Here is a 14,828-nt window from a genome sequence, read left to right as displayed (position 1 = left end):
TTTAGCTTCCAGAGTTCGGCCGGGTCAACGAAACGAATTTCTGTATTCAAGGAGATTCATGGAACACATCGATCGTCTTTGCCGGTTTGCGCCTGGATCGGTTTCTTTCAGAATGCCTTGAGAGAAGATCCGCCTGGGCCCGGTGTGTTTCGTAGAAGGGCTCCGCCGGAAAATTCTTTCAGATTCCGTCGCCGAAGAACTGATCCATGCTCATGGCCGGGTCTTCGGCGGTCGTGATCCGCGACACCACCCGCGCGGGCACGCCCGCCACGGTGGTGTGGGCGGGCACGTCGTGCAGCACCACGGCCGCCGCCGCGACCTTCGCGCCCTCCCCCACCCGGATGTTGCCGAGCACCTTGGCACCGACGCTGAGCAGCACGCCGCGCTCGATCTTCGGGTGGCGGTCGCCGCTCTCCTTGCCGTTGCCGCCCAGCGTCACCGATTGCAGGATCGAGACGTCGTCGGCGATCACCGTGGTCTCGCCGATGACGACGCCGGTGGCGTGGTCGATGAACACCCCCGAGCCGATCCGCGCGGCCGGATGGATGTCGGCGCCGAACACCTCCGAGATCCGGCTCTGGACGTGGAGGCTCAGGGTCGCCCGGCCCTGGTGCCAGAGCCAGTGGGCGACCCGGTAGCCTTCCAGGGCCGCCAGACCCTTGTAGAACAGGAACGGGTCGAGGTAGCGCCGGCAGGTCGGATCACGCTCCCGGATGGCGACGAGGTCGCGCACCGCGTGCGCCCCGGCATGCGGGTCCGCCTCGAAGGCGGAGAGGCAGAGATCGCGCATGGACAGGCGCGCGAGGTCGCCGTCGCCGAGGCGGTGGGCGAGGCGATACGCGAAGGCGTGGGAGAGGCTGGGCTGATCCAGGATCGTCGCCTGGAGGATGCCGGCATAGAGCGGCTCCTCGACGATGGCCGCCTCCGCTTCCGCCCGCATGGCCCGCCAGACCTCGGCTTCCGCGGTGGTGTGGCTGGTGTTGCGCAGGGGCGGCCGCGTGAAGCCGGGGCGGGCGATGCCGGCCTGGAGGGCGCTCGTCATTCGATCCAATCCTGCGATGGGGGCTGTGGCGGATGGGCGGCCGTTCAGGCGACCCGCGTGAACAGCGAAGCGATGTAGCCGACGAGGACGCCGTGCCCGGCGAACTCCACATCGACGGCGAGGGGCTCGCCCCGCGCGGGATGGATGCCGACGACCCGCCCCGTGGCATGGCGCCAGATGCCCAGCACCTCCGCCACGTCGAGCCTCGCGAACACGACCTGATCGCCCTGAACCATGGTGTCGTCTCCCTGTGCCGGACCCGCGGGAGCGAGATCCGGACCGTGAGTGATTTCTTTCTTCCGAGGATCGTTTTGTGGTTATGTCTGCTTCGATCTTATCGTTTCACAGTAATTATATTGTATTGGTCCTTATTGTACGACAGTTATCCGTGCATTCCAAGCTTTGGTGCGATCGATTTCGCATGAAAGGCCGGACCGGTCGTTGCCGGCCCGTCCAGCCGCCTTGCGGGAAAGCGGAAGAAACCACGCGCATGAGGCGCCAGATTCATGGAAAACGGCGCGATACGGACGAGTTGATCGAGTTGTTTCACGGGATGTCGAAAGATCCGTCCAATCGTACGGTATGACCGGGGACCATCTTACGACGAAAAACCTTGCCGCAATCTTGGCTTTCTGCGGTCTCGTCGTGCTGATGGTCCAGGACAGACCGAACTGGAACGCGACGTGTCTGGCGATCCTGTGCCTGATCGCCTGTGGTTGCCTCTGGCTACTGTCGCGACGGCCCCCGGTCCGGCGGGCCCAGGCCCGACGAATTCATGTCGAGATCATTCCGCCCGATGAATCCGGGGCTCGGAGGCTGAGGCTGCTCGAAGGTCATCCGGGCGAACTGGAATTCCTGTCGCCCGCACGGCCCGGCCCGGCCTCGGTTCAGCAGCGCCGCCTGTCGCCACCGCGAAAACGATAGGGTCACGACGAAGACGGGGGTGCGCCTCGAAGCGGCCAGCGCGCATCCCGGCCGGGGCGGAACGGTCCGGACTCGGGGCTCGCCGGAGGCACCCTCAGGGCAGGCGCGGACCGAAGAGGGAGGAATGTTGCGACCAATCCGGCTCTCGTTCGTTGACCCGGCGAGCTGTTCCCACCGACGCGCTGCGCCGGGGGACTTTTGAACCCGATATCACGGAGCCATCCATGAAGACCTTCATCGTTGCAGCCACCCTCGTCCTGTCGCCCTTGGCCCTGTCCGCAACGGCCCAGGCCCAGGGCACCATCCGGGGTGCGGAGCGGGGCGTCGAGGACGGGAACCGGGCCGCCGGACCCGTCGGCGGCATCGTCGGCGGTGCGGTCGGTGCCGCCACTGGAACGGTCGGCGGCGTGCTCGGCGTCGATCCGGACCGTCGCGAGGACCGGATGGAACGGCGCGAGGAGCGCATGGAACGGCGCGAGCGCCGCGACCGCTGAGCCATCCACGGGCGGCTCCGGGTATCCGGGGCCGCATCGTCGATCCCAATCACTCGGGCAGCATCCTGCCGCCCGGGATTTTGCCTTCGCCGGTCGTAGCAGCTCGGGGGTCAGTCGATCACTTCGACGATCCGGCGGGTCGCCGGGTCCACGAGGACCGGCAGGTCGTTGACGACCGTGTAGTTGTAGCCCTTCAGGGCGAATTCGGGCGGCACGTCGTAGTAGACGACGCCACCCTCCGGCAGCACGGTCCCGACCCGGACGGCCCCCGCATGGGCGAAGGACGGCCGCCGCTCCCCGCGCGTGTAGATGCGGAAACGCTCCCGCCGGTCGATCCCGAGAATCTCGTTGGCCGTTCCGACGGCACCCCCGATGGCACTTCCCACGGCCGCCCCCAGGGGACCGGCGATGTTGCCGCCGCGCTCGGCGCCATCCTGCGCTCCGCGCGCGAGACCCTGTGCCTGGGCCGTGACGCCGAGGCCGCCGGCCCATAGGCCCAGGACGATCAGTGTAATCCGCATGGGTTTCGGCCTTCCGGGCATCATCGACGAGGCATCCATTCCGTGAGGCGACCGTCTTACGCGCGGATGGACACGGGCGCACCCCTCGGCGGATGCACCATGTCGCGGGTCGGCTCGAAGGCCCCCCGAGGGCCCTGCCCCGGAGCCCCCTTCGGCTTCAGGCGTCGCCGACCGGGTGGTGGTCCATGCTCTCAGGACCCTGTGCAGGCCGAAGCTGCGCGCGGGCAGGAGGGCGCGTTGAACTCAAAGGCTGGATGGATCGATACCGTCCGGGTGTCGATGCCAAAGCGCAAGCCGCATCCCGCCGACGGAGCGGAAATCCTGGCGGACGGCGATCGGGGTGACCGCAGTCCCGGCGGCCGGTCAGATTTGGATGACCCGGATGTTGTTGGTGTTGCCGACCGTGTGGAACGGGATACCCGCGGTGGTGACGATCATGTCGTTGGGCTTGGCGAAGCCCTCGTCGCGCGCATGCTGGGCGGCCTTGGCCGTCATCTCCTCGTAGGAATCGACGTCGTCCGTGTGGACCGGATGGGTGCCCCAGAGCAGGCTCAACCGCCGCGCGGTCGCGACGTTCGGCGTCAGGGCCAGGATCGGCACGGCCGGACGCTTGCGGGCCACCCGTGCCGCCGTCGTCCCGCTCGTCGTGTAGGTGACGATGGCGCTGGCATGGACGGCTTCGGCGAGCACCGCCGTCGCGGTGGCGACGGCGTGCGGCGGCGTCTCCTCCTCGCCCGGCTGCGAGGCGGCGACGATGGAGCGGTAGAGCTTGTGTCCCTCCACGCTGCGGATGATGCGGTCCATCATCGAGACGGCCTCGACGGGATAGAGTCCCGTCGCCGATTCCGCCGACAGCATGACGGCGTCCGCGCCGTCGTAGATCGCAGTGGCGACGTCGGACGCCTCGGCGCGGGTGGGCGCGGGGGCGCCGACCATGGAGTCGAGCATCTGGGTCGCGACGATCACGGGCTTCACCGCGAGTCGGCAGGCGCGGATGAGTTCCTTCTGGCGGCCGGGCACGTCCTCGTGCGGGATCTCGACGCCGAGGTCGCCGCGCGCCACCATCACGGCGTCGGAGAGCCGGATGATGTCGTCGATGCGCTCCAGGGCCTGCGGCTTCTCGATCTTCGACATGATGCCGGCCCGGTCGCCGATGAGGGCGCGGGCCTCGATCACGTCCGAGGGCTTCTGGACGAAGGAGAGAGCCACCCAGTCGACCCCGAGGTCGAGGCCGAAGGCGAGGTCGGCGCGATCCTTCGCCGTGAGCGGCGACAGGTCGAGCAGGGTGCCCGGCAGGTTGACGCCCTTCCGGTTCGAGATCGGGCCGCCGTTGATCACCTCGGCCTCGATCGCTCCGGCCTCGAGGCCGACGACGCGAACCCGCACGCGGCCGTCGTCGATGAGCAGATCCTGGCCCGGCACGACGGCTGCGAAGATCTCGGGGTGGTGGAGGGGGATCGACCGGCGATCCCCGTCGCTGCCGTCGAGGACGAAGCGCACGGTCTCGCCGGTGACGAGGTCGAGGCGGCCGCCTTCGAGCGTCCCGATGCGGATCTTGGGACCCTGCAGGTCCTGCAGGATGCCGATGGGGCGGCCGACTTCCCGTTCGAGGGCGCGGATCGCGGCGTGGACCGCGGCGTGATCGGCCTGGACGCCGTGGCTGAAGTTCAGGCGGAAGGTGTCGACGCCGGCGAGGAACAGGGCCCGGAGTTTGTCGGGCGCCGAACTGGCGGGGCCGACGGTGGCGACGATCTTGGCGTGGCGGTGACGGCGCATGGCTGATTCGGCCTCGCGGCCGCCTCCTCTAGGGGGATCGGACGTTCGGGCTTGCACGGATATCCGCCGGGGATCGGTCTTCGGTCCGGCGAGGATTTCATCGTCCCGGGGTTTGGGCAAGGCATCGCGCCCGACGAACTCCTTTCCCTGCCCGAGAGCTTTGCCCCTGCCCGAGAGCTTTGCCCCTGCCCGAGCGCTTCGGGCTGAAGCCCCTGCGCCCGGATCGGAGGCGCGGGCACGCGTCATCCTCGGTCCGAGACCGGCGCGCCCGTCAGGTCAGGCGAGCGAGTGCGATGGAGATCGTTTCCCCGGCCGTGAAGGTATGGCGCGTGGTCTTCGGCGGATACAGGTCGCCGTCGCGGGCGCGCCGCAGCACCTCCAGGCGGGTCGGGCACCAATCGTGGCGCCACGAGCCGAGTTCGACGCGCTCGTAATCGAACATCCGCACGGGGACGCGGGCAAGTCCGAGCTGCAGCGCGGCGGCGTGGCGATGGTGCCCGTCGAGGATCGCCAGCGACGCGCGCTCGACGCAAATGGGCTGCGTCCAGGCCTGCCCCGCGACGATGAGGGCGATCACCGCACGGACCCGATCGGGGTGAAACGCCTCCGTCGGGCGCAGGTCCGAAGGGGGGATCAGGATGAGGTCCGGGTCGGTCATGCGGCGTGTCCCCGCCGGTCGGTGGCGTCGAAGAAGTGGCGGTCCGGGTGGGCGTGGCGGAGGAAGTCGTGGTGGGAGATGTCCCAGCCATAGGCACCGGCCATGAGGAAGCAGACGCGGTCGCCGATCCGGACCCGCTCCACCGGCACGTCGCGGGCGAGGATATCCTTGGGCGTGCACAATTCGCCGGCCAGGGTCAGCCGTTCCCCCGCGATTTCCGGCCGGGGCCAGGGATGGGGCCAGGCGTCGCGGGGCACGACGACGAAGGGATGGTCGTGCCCCCAGGAGCTCGGCAGGCGGAAATGATGGGTGCCGCCGCGCAGGAGGGCGAAGGCGCGCCCGTGCGACCGCTTGAGGTCGACGATCTCGCACAGGTAGGCGGCGTGATAGGCCGCCACGATCCGTCCGCACTCGAACTGCACGCGCGGCGCGCCGACCCCGAGGGGAAACAGCGCCCGGGCGAAGGCCTCCGTGTCGAAGCGCCAGGCGGGGTTGGCGTAGTCCACGCCCCAGCCGCCGCCGAGGTTGACGATCCGCAGGTCGAGGCCGTGCGTCGCCGCCCAATCGCGGGCGAGGCCCAGCTGCGCGGCGCAGAGAGCGGCGTGGCCGGCGGCGTCCCGGTCGTTCGAGACCGTGTGGAAGTGGAACCCCTCGAAACGCAGACCCGGGCAATCGCGCAGGATCTCGATGGCCTGCGGGATCATCCCCTGCTCGATCCCGAATTGCGTCGCGGCCCCGCCCATGGTCAGGGTGGCGCCCGGCACCGGACCGGTGAGGTTCACCCGCAGCAGCACCGGCAGGATCGCGCCCGCCTGCCGGGCCACCGCATCGGCGAGGCGCAGCATGTGGGGGCTCTCCACGTGCAGGCGTTCGACGCCGTTGGCGAGGAGGAGGCGGATGTCGTCCGCGGTCCGGGCCGGCCCGCCCATGACGATGCGGGCCTGCGCGCCGACGGCCTCGCGCACCCGCAGGACCTCGCCGGCGGAGGCGACCTCGAACCCGCTGACACGGGGTGCCAGGGTGCGCAGGATGCGCGGGTCGTTGTTGGCTTTCACGGCGTAGAAGAAATCCACCGCCGCCGGCAGGGGCCGGCGCAGGGCATCGACCTGGCGCCGCAGGGCGTCGAGGTCGTGCAGGAAGGCGCAGGCCGGGGCCTCGCCTCCGGTGGCGGCGGCGATCTGGGCGGGGGTCGGACGGTACGGGGTCATGGCGCGGACGGCTCCGTTTCGCGCCAGGCGCGATGGGTCTCGGCGAGGGCTCGGCGCAGGAGGCCACGGTCGTTGGCGAGGACGAGGCCGCGGTGGCCCTCGGCGCGCAGGCGGGGCAGGTCGGACGCGTCGCGCGCGATGGCGAAGGCGTGGGTGCCGGCGGCCCGGCACTCCTCCGCGAGTTCCGTCCCGGCCGCCATCACCGCCGGGGCACGGGTCTGCCAGGGCCGGCCGATGGTCTGGGCGTAGTCGGCCGCCCCGAGAATCAGTCCGTCGATCCCGTCGAGGCGGGCGATGGCGCCGGCCGCGGCGAGTCCGTCCGGGTCCTCGATCATGGCGATCACCAGGGTCTCGCGGTCGAGGCGCGCCGCGAGGTCGGGCAGGTCGCAATCGCCGTAGCGGCCGAGGCGTCCGGCATTGACCCCGCGCCGGCCGCGCGGGGCGTAGCGCGCGCGGGCCACGGCGGCCTCGGCGTCGGCGACGCCCCCGACGCGCGGCACGACGATGCCGGCGGCCCCCGCATCGAGGCACTGGAGAATCCGTTCCGAGCGCGCGTCCGGCACCCGCACCAGGGCGCTGAGTCCGGCCCGGTCGGCGGCGGCCAGGAGATGGTCCAGGGCGGCGCCGTCGATGAGGGTGTGTTCGAGGTCGACGAGGACGAAGTCGAACCCCGCCACGGCGGCGATCTCGACGATCTCGGGCGCCGGGATCGACACGAACAGGCCCCCGGCCGGTCGTTCGGCATCGAGGCAGCGCCGCAGGCGCAGGCGCGCGCTCATGCCGGGAGGCTCCGGGCGAGGGGCGCCAGGGGGTTGGGGCGCCGGCGCCCGGCGGCCCCGGCCGGATCGAGGCGGCGCCGGGCGAGATCCTCCACCACGACGGTCTCGGCGGCGATGCGGTAGCGCAGGGCGCCCGCCCGCGCCGCCGGCCAGGCGTCGCAATGGAGGCGCAGGGCGTCGACGATCCGGTCCCAGAACCGCATTTCGGGGTAGCCGAACCAGAGGTCGAGGCACCAGCCGAGTTCCGCGAGGTTCACGCCCAGGAGGGCGTCGAGGACGAAGTCGCGCACATCCTCCACGTCCCGCGCCTCGACGTAGGAATTGGCGTTGACCCGGGCGTGCTCGGCCGGCGTCGGCACGAGCAGCGGGCGCGGGCCGGCCAGGAGCTCGGGCACGAACCGGACCCCATCGTGAAAATCCTTGAGGGCGACGCGGGTCGGCCAGCCGTCGCGGTGGAGCAGCACCATGTTCTGCTGGTGGCTTTCCACGGCGATGCCCTGCGCCAGCAGGAGGTGCATCACCGGCAGGAGCGCTGCCCGCAGCAGGGCGTCGACCCAGGGTTCGGCGCCATGCCGGGCGATCCAGTCCGCGATCAGCGGGGCCGCCCCGTCGCGGTGGGTGAGCGCGGTGAACGGTACCGCCGCCTCGGTGCCGAGATGGGGGGCGACGGGATCGCGCCAGATCGCCGAGAGGGCGCCGCGCAGGGCGCCGTCGCGATCGGCCTCGGGCGGCACCGTCACCGCGACGCCCATGCGCTCGGCGAGCAGGATCGTGCCCGAGCCCCGTAGGAACGGGTCCCCCGCCCTCACCGCCTCCAGCCAGGCGCTGACGATGGGGGCGTTGAGCACCGTGTGGGGCGCGAGGGTCCGGGCCGTGGAGGTGTTGCGGATGGAGAGCGCAAGCTTCAGCGTCGGCGCATGGGGCGCCGTGCGGTCGGCGAGGGTGCGGATCGACTGCTGGGCAGAATAGGCGTGGCGGGCGGGCCCGAGGGGAACGAGCGTGCCGTCGCGGCGCAGGGGCGCCGTCGCGGCCTCCCCCAGCCGCTGCCATTGCCAGGGATGGACCGGCACCAGGTGGTAGTCCCGAGGCCGCCCGCCGCGCTCGGTGATCCGGGCGGCGAAGGCCGCGCGGGTCTCCGCGTCGAGGCTGAGGGCGATGAGATCCGCGTCCTGCCCGTCCGGCACGCCCATCGCCGTCGCCTTCGCGATCGACCGGTGGGCGGCGATCCAGACCGGATGGATCGGCGCGCCGAATTCGGGGCCGAAGGCGCGGTTGTCGGCGGGGCTGAAGCCGATGCGGGACTTGAAGCAGGGATGGTAGCGATGGCCGTCCGGCAGCGCGCCTTCGAGGTCGTCGTAGGGAAGATCGGCGAGGGTCCGGCCGGCGCCGTGAAGCAGGGCGTCGGCGTGGTTGTGCTGGGTCCGGGCAAGCTCGTCGGCGAAGCGGGCGTAGTCGGCGGCCCCGCCCGGCAGGTCGGGCAGGAGGTCTTCGAGGAAGGCGGCGGCCCGCGTCACCGGGCCGTCCTCCGTCGCGAGGCTGCCAGGCTCGATGAGCACCCGCCCGTAGGCGTGCATGCGGCGGGCACGGGCCCGGTAGCGGCGTCCGGTGCCGGACGGCGCGAGGCTCACCGCGAGGGCCGCATCGGGTCCGGCGAGCCGGACGACGGAACCGGGCAGCAGATCCTCGTGCAGGAGGGCGCCGAGCAACTGACCGGCGACGCGCCGGCCGGCCTCGTCCCAGGCCCCGTCCCAAGCCTTGTCCCACGTAATGGCGCAAGCCGTCTCGCCCGGGCGGGACCGCGCGCGGATGCCGGCACGCAGGGGATTTCTGAGATCCACGTAGTCCGGGCGCTCGCCGCGCCCGGCGAGGCAGCTCGCGAGGTTGGCCTTGGCCGGCAGGGTCTCGGCGCCGAGGAGGCGGTCGATGAGCGCACGGACCTCCGGGGATTCGTCCGCCGTCGCGAGGGTCCGGCCGAGGCCTGTCCACAGCGGGGCCTCGTCGATCCCGGCGGCGCGCGCCACCGTGGCGACTACGTGGGCGACCTGATTGACCACGAGGTAGTAGACGAGGCGCGCCCATGCCGCTTCCCCCGTGTAGCGCACCGTCGGATCGAGGGCGTGACCGGGGGCGGCGCGGGCGAAGGTCGCGGCATCGATGCTCACGCCTTCGAGGTCACGCACCACGAGGCGGGCCGGTAGCCCGTCCGCCAGGGCGAGGAGGCTGTTCTGCGCATGCGCCTCCAGGCCGATGCCGGTGGCGGCGAACAGGCGGAGGGGCGGCAGGATCGCGACGCGGGCATAAGCCGCGATCCAGGCCGCGGCCGCCGCCGGACCGGTGAGGTCGCAGCCCATCTCCGCGAGGATCGGCCGGCCGTCCCGCGGCGAGGGTTCGAGGAGGCCGGCGACCACGAAGGCCGTTCGCGATGGGCCCTCGCGCACCAGGACGCCGGTGACGGCCTCCAGCTCCGGACGGTCGAGGGCGAGGGCTCCGTGCTCGCTGAGGATGTCGAGGCCGGCCTCCGCCACCGCGCCCGCGACGGCCCGGAGGGCGCGGGCGGCGGCGAGGCTGCGCGCCAGGTGCTCGCGGCTGTTGGTGCGCGCGAAGTTGGTGATCCGCGCGGCGATGGGCAGTTTGAGGAACAGGTTCGCCGTTTCGCTGAACACCGTGCGGACCGAAGAGGTCGGGCGCACCGGCGCACCGCCTGGCGGAGTCAGTTCTAGGCGGCCTTCGGCGATGAGGGCCGTCACCGTCGGGTCGGCGGCGAGCCGGGCCGCCTGCCAGGGATGGCTCGGGATGAGCACGCGGCCGGCGATCCGTTCGGGCGACAGGCCGGACAGGGCGGTCAGGGCCTCCTGCGTCGCCGCTTCCGCCCCGGCCTCGCGCCACTGGCCCGCGACGAGATCGGGATCGGCGAGGAACCACCGCAGGGCGAAGGCCGCCCCCCGCTCGGGCGCGTAGGCCGCCGCGTCGGCGTCCGTGAAGCCGTCGACGCTCTTCGCCAGCGGGTGGAACGGGTGACCGTGCCAGAGGCTCTGCTCCAGCCCGGCGGGGGTGCGGTCGGCGGCGCGGTTGGCGCAGGCAGCGGCATGGGAACGGGCGCGCTCCAGCCCGTCGAGGACCCGGCGCTTCGTCGCCTCGCGCACGGGCGTCGCCTCGGGGACGAGGGCGTCGATCATGCGGCGGGCGAGGTCGGCCGGGTTGTCGAGGGGCGTCGTGCGCCCGTCCGCCGCCCGCAGGCGCAAGGGGCCCCAGGCATGGAACCCGCCCGGCGACGCGCGCAGGCACGGCGCCAGGACGGTGTCCGCGCAGATGGGAATCACCCGGATCTCGCCCCCGACGGGGTCGGGGCCATCGCCCGCTTCGCGGAGCCAGGTGTTGAGGAGGCGTTCGAGACCGAGCCGGGCCCAGGTGGCGGCGACGGGGTCCGGGCGCGGTTCGTTGAGGGGCTGCGTCATCGGGCACGGCTCCGGGCTGATGGGATCGGACGGGTGTGCGCGGCGAGGAGGCCCACGGCACCGGCGAGGGACAGGCCGGCCGCCGCCCACAGGGCGCCGCCGGGACCGAACGGGGCGAGCACGAGCCCGCCCGCCAGCGGGCCGACGAGCTGGCCGACGGTGAGGCTGGCCCGCGCCCGGGCGATGCCGGCGACGCGGCCGGGGCCGGCGGTGTCCATGGCGGCGAACAGGGCCGGGGCCTGGCCCGCGTACAGGGCCCCCTGGGCCAGGCGCAGGGCGACGATCGCGGAAAGGCCGGGGCCGAGGGGGATGGCCGCGAAGGCGAGCCCGGCCCCGACGAGGGCGAGCGCCAGGGCCGGCACCGGCGCCACGGCGTCGATGCCCCGGCCCCAGGCGGGGAGGATCAGCAGGGCGGCGAGCCAGCTCAGGCTGTGCAGGCCGCCGATGAGGCCGGGGGTGTAGAGCGCGGGATCGTGCGCCGTCGCCCAGGCGGGGAAGTACGCCACGAAGGCGAAGGCGCCCGCACTTCCGCACATGCCGGCGAACAGGAGCGGCCCGCCGCGCATCCGCCCGGCCCCCTCCGCGGCGGCGGGCTCCGGCGGCACGGCACGGAGGGCCGGGGCGGCCAGGAGCGCTGCGAGGACAGTCAGCCCGCCGCCGAGGAGCATCAGCGCGCCGAAGCGATCACACTCGAAGGCGAATCCGCCGAGTATCGGCCCGACGAGGCATCCGGCGGCCGATGCCTGCTGCATCCGGGTGAAGCCCGCGCCCGAGGTCCGGCCGGTGGCGCGGAACGCCAGGGCCAGGACGACGCCGCCCCCCGCCGCCCCCTGCATCAGACGGGCGAGGACGAGGAGGGCTGGATGCTCCGCCACGGCGATCATCGCGCAGCTCAACCCGCTCACGGCGCCGGTCCACAGCAGCAGGCTCCCGAGGGAGGCGCGGTGGGCGAGCCGCGTCCAGACCGGCGTCAGGGCCAGGGTGGTGACGGCCGGGGCGGCGAGCGCCAGGGCGGTCCAGAGGGCGGGCGACGCGCTCATCCGCGCGACGGTGAGGCCGAGGAAGGGCAGCAGCGCCAGGGGCACTGCCGTCACCAGAACCTGCAGGGCGAGGAGGGCGGCGGCGCCCGGCGCCGGACCGCTCATGGCGGGCTCCCGCGCCAGAGCGGGTTCGGCGCGGTGCCGACGTGGCTCGGCATTGCGGTGCCGAGGGTGCCGGCGGCGAGGAGCGGCGCCAGCACCGCCTTGAACGGGGCGGTCTCGCACCCGAGCATCCGCGCGGCGATCCCGTCGCGGCGCGGTGCCGGGATGTCCGCCCGCGCCAGCACCCGCTCCACCGTGGCGATCAGGATGGTGCGGGCCGCCCGCAGGGTGAATCCGGCACCGGCCGCCGCGAAGGTTTCGGCTACGGCCCGCAGGGCGACATCGATGGCCAGCGTCTGCACGTAGGCGAGGAGATCCTCCGGCCGGCGCAGGAGCAGGGTGTTCCGCACCGGATCGGTGATCAGGTAGGCCGGCACCGGCAGGCCGGCCTCGTCGAGCCAGGCGGGGGCGCAGCGCACGGTGTCGTGGTCGCGCAGCAGCAGGCGCGCCGGCACCCCGCCGGCCATCAGCACGAGGGCGTTCTGCCCGTGCAGTTCCGGCACGAACCCGAGGCAGGCCCCGCCGAGGGCGGTGCCGACGACGAGGTCGGCGAGGTCGGAGAACAGCACGGGCAGATCGGCGGCCCCGAGGCCGAGGGCGCGCACCACCGGTGGCAGGCCGCCCAGTGGCGCCACGGCGAAGGTCGCGAGCGGCACCGGCACGGCGCCCTCCGTCGGCAGGCGCCGGATGGCGCAGCCGAGCTGGGCCGGGCGGTTCGCGTAGAGGTCGCCGTCGGGCTGCGTGACGTGCCAGAACGCGGCCTCGTCGGCCAGGGCCACGTGGCGGGCGAACCACGGGTCGCGGGCGCGGCCGGCGGCGAGCAGACCGGCGCCGTGCAGGCCGTTGTGCAGGGATTGCGGCGGCAGGGTGCGCCGGACCCCGAGGGTCTGCACGTCCAGGGGCAGTTTCAGGTGCAGGCCCGGCCGCGCCGGGAACGCCAGGGTCCGCAGCGACGAGGTGGCGGCGGCCAGCGGCCCCTGAAAGGTCAGCGGGACGAACCGGCCGTCGGCGAGCTCGTCGGCGAACCGCGCCGGCAGGATGTGCACCGCCTGCCAGGGATGCACCGGCAGGGGAACGTGCGTGGTGTCGAGGCCGCGCCGGCCGAGTTCGGCGTCGAGATGCGCGCGCTGGCCCGGTTCCAGCAGGGCGGAGGCCGGGCCGGCCGGATCGGCACCGGGCGCCGCGGCGACGCGACCGCGCGCGACGGCGTACCAGTCGAGGGGGAAGAGGCGGCCGTGCTCGGCGCCGTAGGCGACGGCCTCGTCGGGGCTGAACCCGTGGCGGGCGCGCCCGAGGGGATGGAACGGCCGGTCGCGCCACGCCGCGAGGCGCTCGAAGGCCAAAGTCGATCCGGCAAGGGCCGATCCGCCGAGCGCCGCGGTCTCCAGCGCCTCGGCCGTATCGATCCAGAGGGCAGCTCCGTCGAGGATGGCGCGGCCCTGCGCGACGGTGCGCCGGGCGCTACCTTCGGGCAGATCGGGGACGAATGCGAGGATGCGGGCGAGGAGATCGGCCGCGTCGAGGTTCCGCGCGCCGTCGGCCGTCTCGTAGCGGACCGGTCCGGCGAGGCGAAGGCCCCGGCGCCAGCCGTCCGGCACCATCCGCGCCCGTAGGTGCCCGGCCCCGAGGACCAGGGCGTAGTCCCGCGCGCCGTCCGCGCCCCGAGGGTCGCCGAGGGCGGCCCGCGTCCGGAGGCCGCCGATATCCTCGATCCAGAGGGCATCGAAGGTCTCGGTGAGGAGGTCGCGCGCGAAATTCGGCCGGTGGTCGAGAAATGCCAGCACCGTGCCCCCTAGAACAGCGGCAGCAGAATGCCGGCCTGCGCGGCCTCGGCACGGGCCAGGATCGCGTGGGCGCAGGCGATGTCGTCGATGGCCATACCCATGGGGTTGAGCAGGATGATCTCGTCGTCCGTCTCCCGGCCGGGCTTCCGGCCGACGACGATCTCGCCGAGCTCGGCATGCAGGCGTTCGCGGGAGAACTCGCCCGCCTCCACGAGGAGGTTGATGATCTTCTTCTCGCGGTTCGACTGGTCCCAATCGTCGACCACCACCTTGTCGACCTGGAGGAAGACCGCGCGCTCGACATCCATGATCGAGACGTTGGCGAGCAGCGTGCCGCGCGCGAGCCAGGCGAAGGGTAGGTAGGGCTTGTCCGTCACCGTGCAGGTGATCACCACGGGCGCCCCGCGCACGGCGGCCTCGGCGCTCGGCGCGAGGGTGACGGCGAGGTGCGGGAACCGGTCCCGGATGCGGGCCGACAGGTCCTCGGCGGCCTCCGGGCGCAGGTCGAACAGGCGCAGGCGCATCAGGCTCGGGAACTGCTCGGCCAGCATCGCGGCCTGACGCTCGCCGATGGGGCCGCAGCCGATGATGGCGGCCTCGGTGAAACCGTCGCGCGCGAGGTGGCGGATGGCGAGCCCGGTCACGGCGGCGGTGCGCATGGCGCTGATCAGGCCGGCCTCCATCACGGCGATGGGATAGTTCGTCTCGGGATCGTTGAGCACGATGACCGCGCTGGCGCGCGGCAGGCCGCGGGCGGACGGGTTGTCGTGCTTCGAGCCGATCCACTTCAGGCCGGCCATGGGCTGCGCGCCGCCGATCCAGGCCGGCATGGCGATGATGCGGTCGGCGATGTGGTCCGTGCGCGGGCTGCGCAGGTAGGGCTTGAGCGGCTGCACGAAATCGCCGGCGGCGTGCAAGCGGAACCCCGCCTCCACGGCCTCCATGTAGAGATCGGACCGGTCGCCGCCGAGGCCGGCGATGTCGGAGCGCGAGAGGTAGCGCAGGGTCGCTGCTGCCATCGGAGCATTCCGTTGCGGGGGGACGG

The 14,828-nt window shown here is 72.7% G+C and carries 12 protein-coding genes; 1 reads left to right on the top strand and 11 read right to left on the bottom strand.

What is annotated here, in order from left to right:
- Positions 1-178: 178 nt before the first annotated feature.
- Positions 179-1,042: a serine O-acetyltransferase gene (cysE, locus tag FV218_RS02895; RefSeq protein WP_056092216.1), complete on the bottom strand. Its 864-nt coding sequence runs from the start codon at positions 1,040-1,042 to the stop codon at positions 179-181.
- A 44-nt stretch (positions 1,043-1,086) separates the two neighbouring features.
- Positions 1,087-1,278: a hypothetical protein gene (locus FV218_RS02890; protein ID WP_056092219.1), complete on the bottom strand. Its 192-nt coding sequence runs from the start codon at positions 1,276-1,278 to the stop codon at positions 1,087-1,089.
- A 912-nt stretch (positions 1,279-2,190) separates the two neighbouring features.
- Between FV218_RS02890 and FV218_RS02880 the strand changes: the two genes are divergently transcribed.
- On the top strand, positions 2,191-2,460 hold the full coding sequence (locus FV218_RS02880; RefSeq protein ID WP_056092222.1) for a hypothetical protein: 270 nt from the start codon (positions 2,191-2,193) through the stop codon (positions 2,458-2,460).
- A gap of 110 nt (positions 2,461-2,570) precedes the next feature.
- Here FV218_RS02880 and FV218_RS02875 read toward each other — a convergent pair whose 3' ends face one another.
- The 9 genes from FV218_RS02875 to sbnB form a co-directional block, all read right to left on the bottom strand.
- Positions 2,571-2,981 (bottom strand): DUF1236 domain-containing protein, encoded by a 411-nt coding sequence (locus FV218_RS02875; protein ID WP_147708637.1) that lies wholly within the window; start codon positions 2,979-2,981, stop codon positions 2,571-2,573.
- A gap of 363 nt (positions 2,982-3,344) precedes the next feature.
- Positions 3,345-4,757, bottom strand: coding sequence for a pyruvate kinase (gene pyk / locus FV218_RS02870; protein WP_147708636.1), 1,413 nt, complete (start codon positions 4,755-4,757; stop codon positions 3,345-3,347).
- 271 nt (positions 4,758-5,028) lie between these two features.
- Complete coding sequence (locus FV218_RS02865) at positions 5,029-5,415, bottom strand: ParB N-terminal domain-containing protein (RefSeq protein ID WP_147708635.1); 387 nt, start codon at positions 5,413-5,415, stop codon at positions 5,029-5,031.
- Entirely contained in the window at positions 5,412-6,623 is a 1,212-nt protein-coding gene (locus FV218_RS02860; RefSeq protein WP_147708634.1) for a type III PLP-dependent enzyme, read from the bottom strand. The genes FV218_RS02865 and FV218_RS02860 overlap by 4 nt, the downstream gene beginning before the upstream one ends.
- Positions 6,620-7,402, bottom strand: a complete 783-nt coding sequence (locus FV218_RS02855) for an aldolase/citrate lyase family protein (RefSeq protein ID WP_147708633.1) — start codon at positions 7,400-7,402, stop codon at positions 6,620-6,622. Before FV218_RS02855 ends, FV218_RS02860 begins: the two co-directional genes overlap by 4 nt.
- Positions 7,399-10,857: an IucA/IucC family protein gene (locus FV218_RS02850; RefSeq protein ID WP_147708632.1), complete on the bottom strand. Its 3,459-nt coding sequence runs from the start codon at positions 10,855-10,857 to the stop codon at positions 7,399-7,401. The genes FV218_RS02855 and FV218_RS02850 overlap by 4 nt, the downstream gene beginning before the upstream one ends.
- The gene (locus FV218_RS02845) at positions 10,854-12,002 is read right to left on the bottom strand and encodes an MFS transporter (protein ID WP_147708631.1); all 1,149 of its coding nucleotides are present in this window, start codon (positions 12,000-12,002) and stop codon (positions 10,854-10,856) included. Before FV218_RS02845 ends, FV218_RS02850 begins: the two co-directional genes overlap by 4 nt.
- Entirely contained in the window at positions 11,999-13,783 is a 1,785-nt protein-coding gene (locus FV218_RS02840; protein WP_147708630.1) for an IucA/IucC family protein, read from the bottom strand. Before FV218_RS02840 ends, FV218_RS02845 begins: the two co-directional genes overlap by 4 nt.
- A gap of 8 nt (positions 13,784-13,791) precedes the next feature.
- A complete protein-coding gene (sbnB, locus tag FV218_RS02835; RefSeq protein ID WP_147708629.1) occupies positions 13,792-14,802 on the bottom strand; it encodes a 2,3-diaminopropionate biosynthesis protein SbnB in 1,011 nt (336 codons plus the stop codon).
- Positions 14,803-14,828: the final 26 nt, after the last annotated feature.

Source organism: Methylobacterium sp. WL69, from assembly GCF_008039485.1.
In the GTDB taxonomy this organism is placed as follows: Bacteria; Pseudomonadota; Alphaproteobacteria; order Rhizobiales; family Beijerinckiaceae; genus Methylobacterium.
The sequence above is the reverse complement of the archived record's forward strand: the minus strand, read 5'-3'. Positions and strand labels throughout refer to the sequence as shown.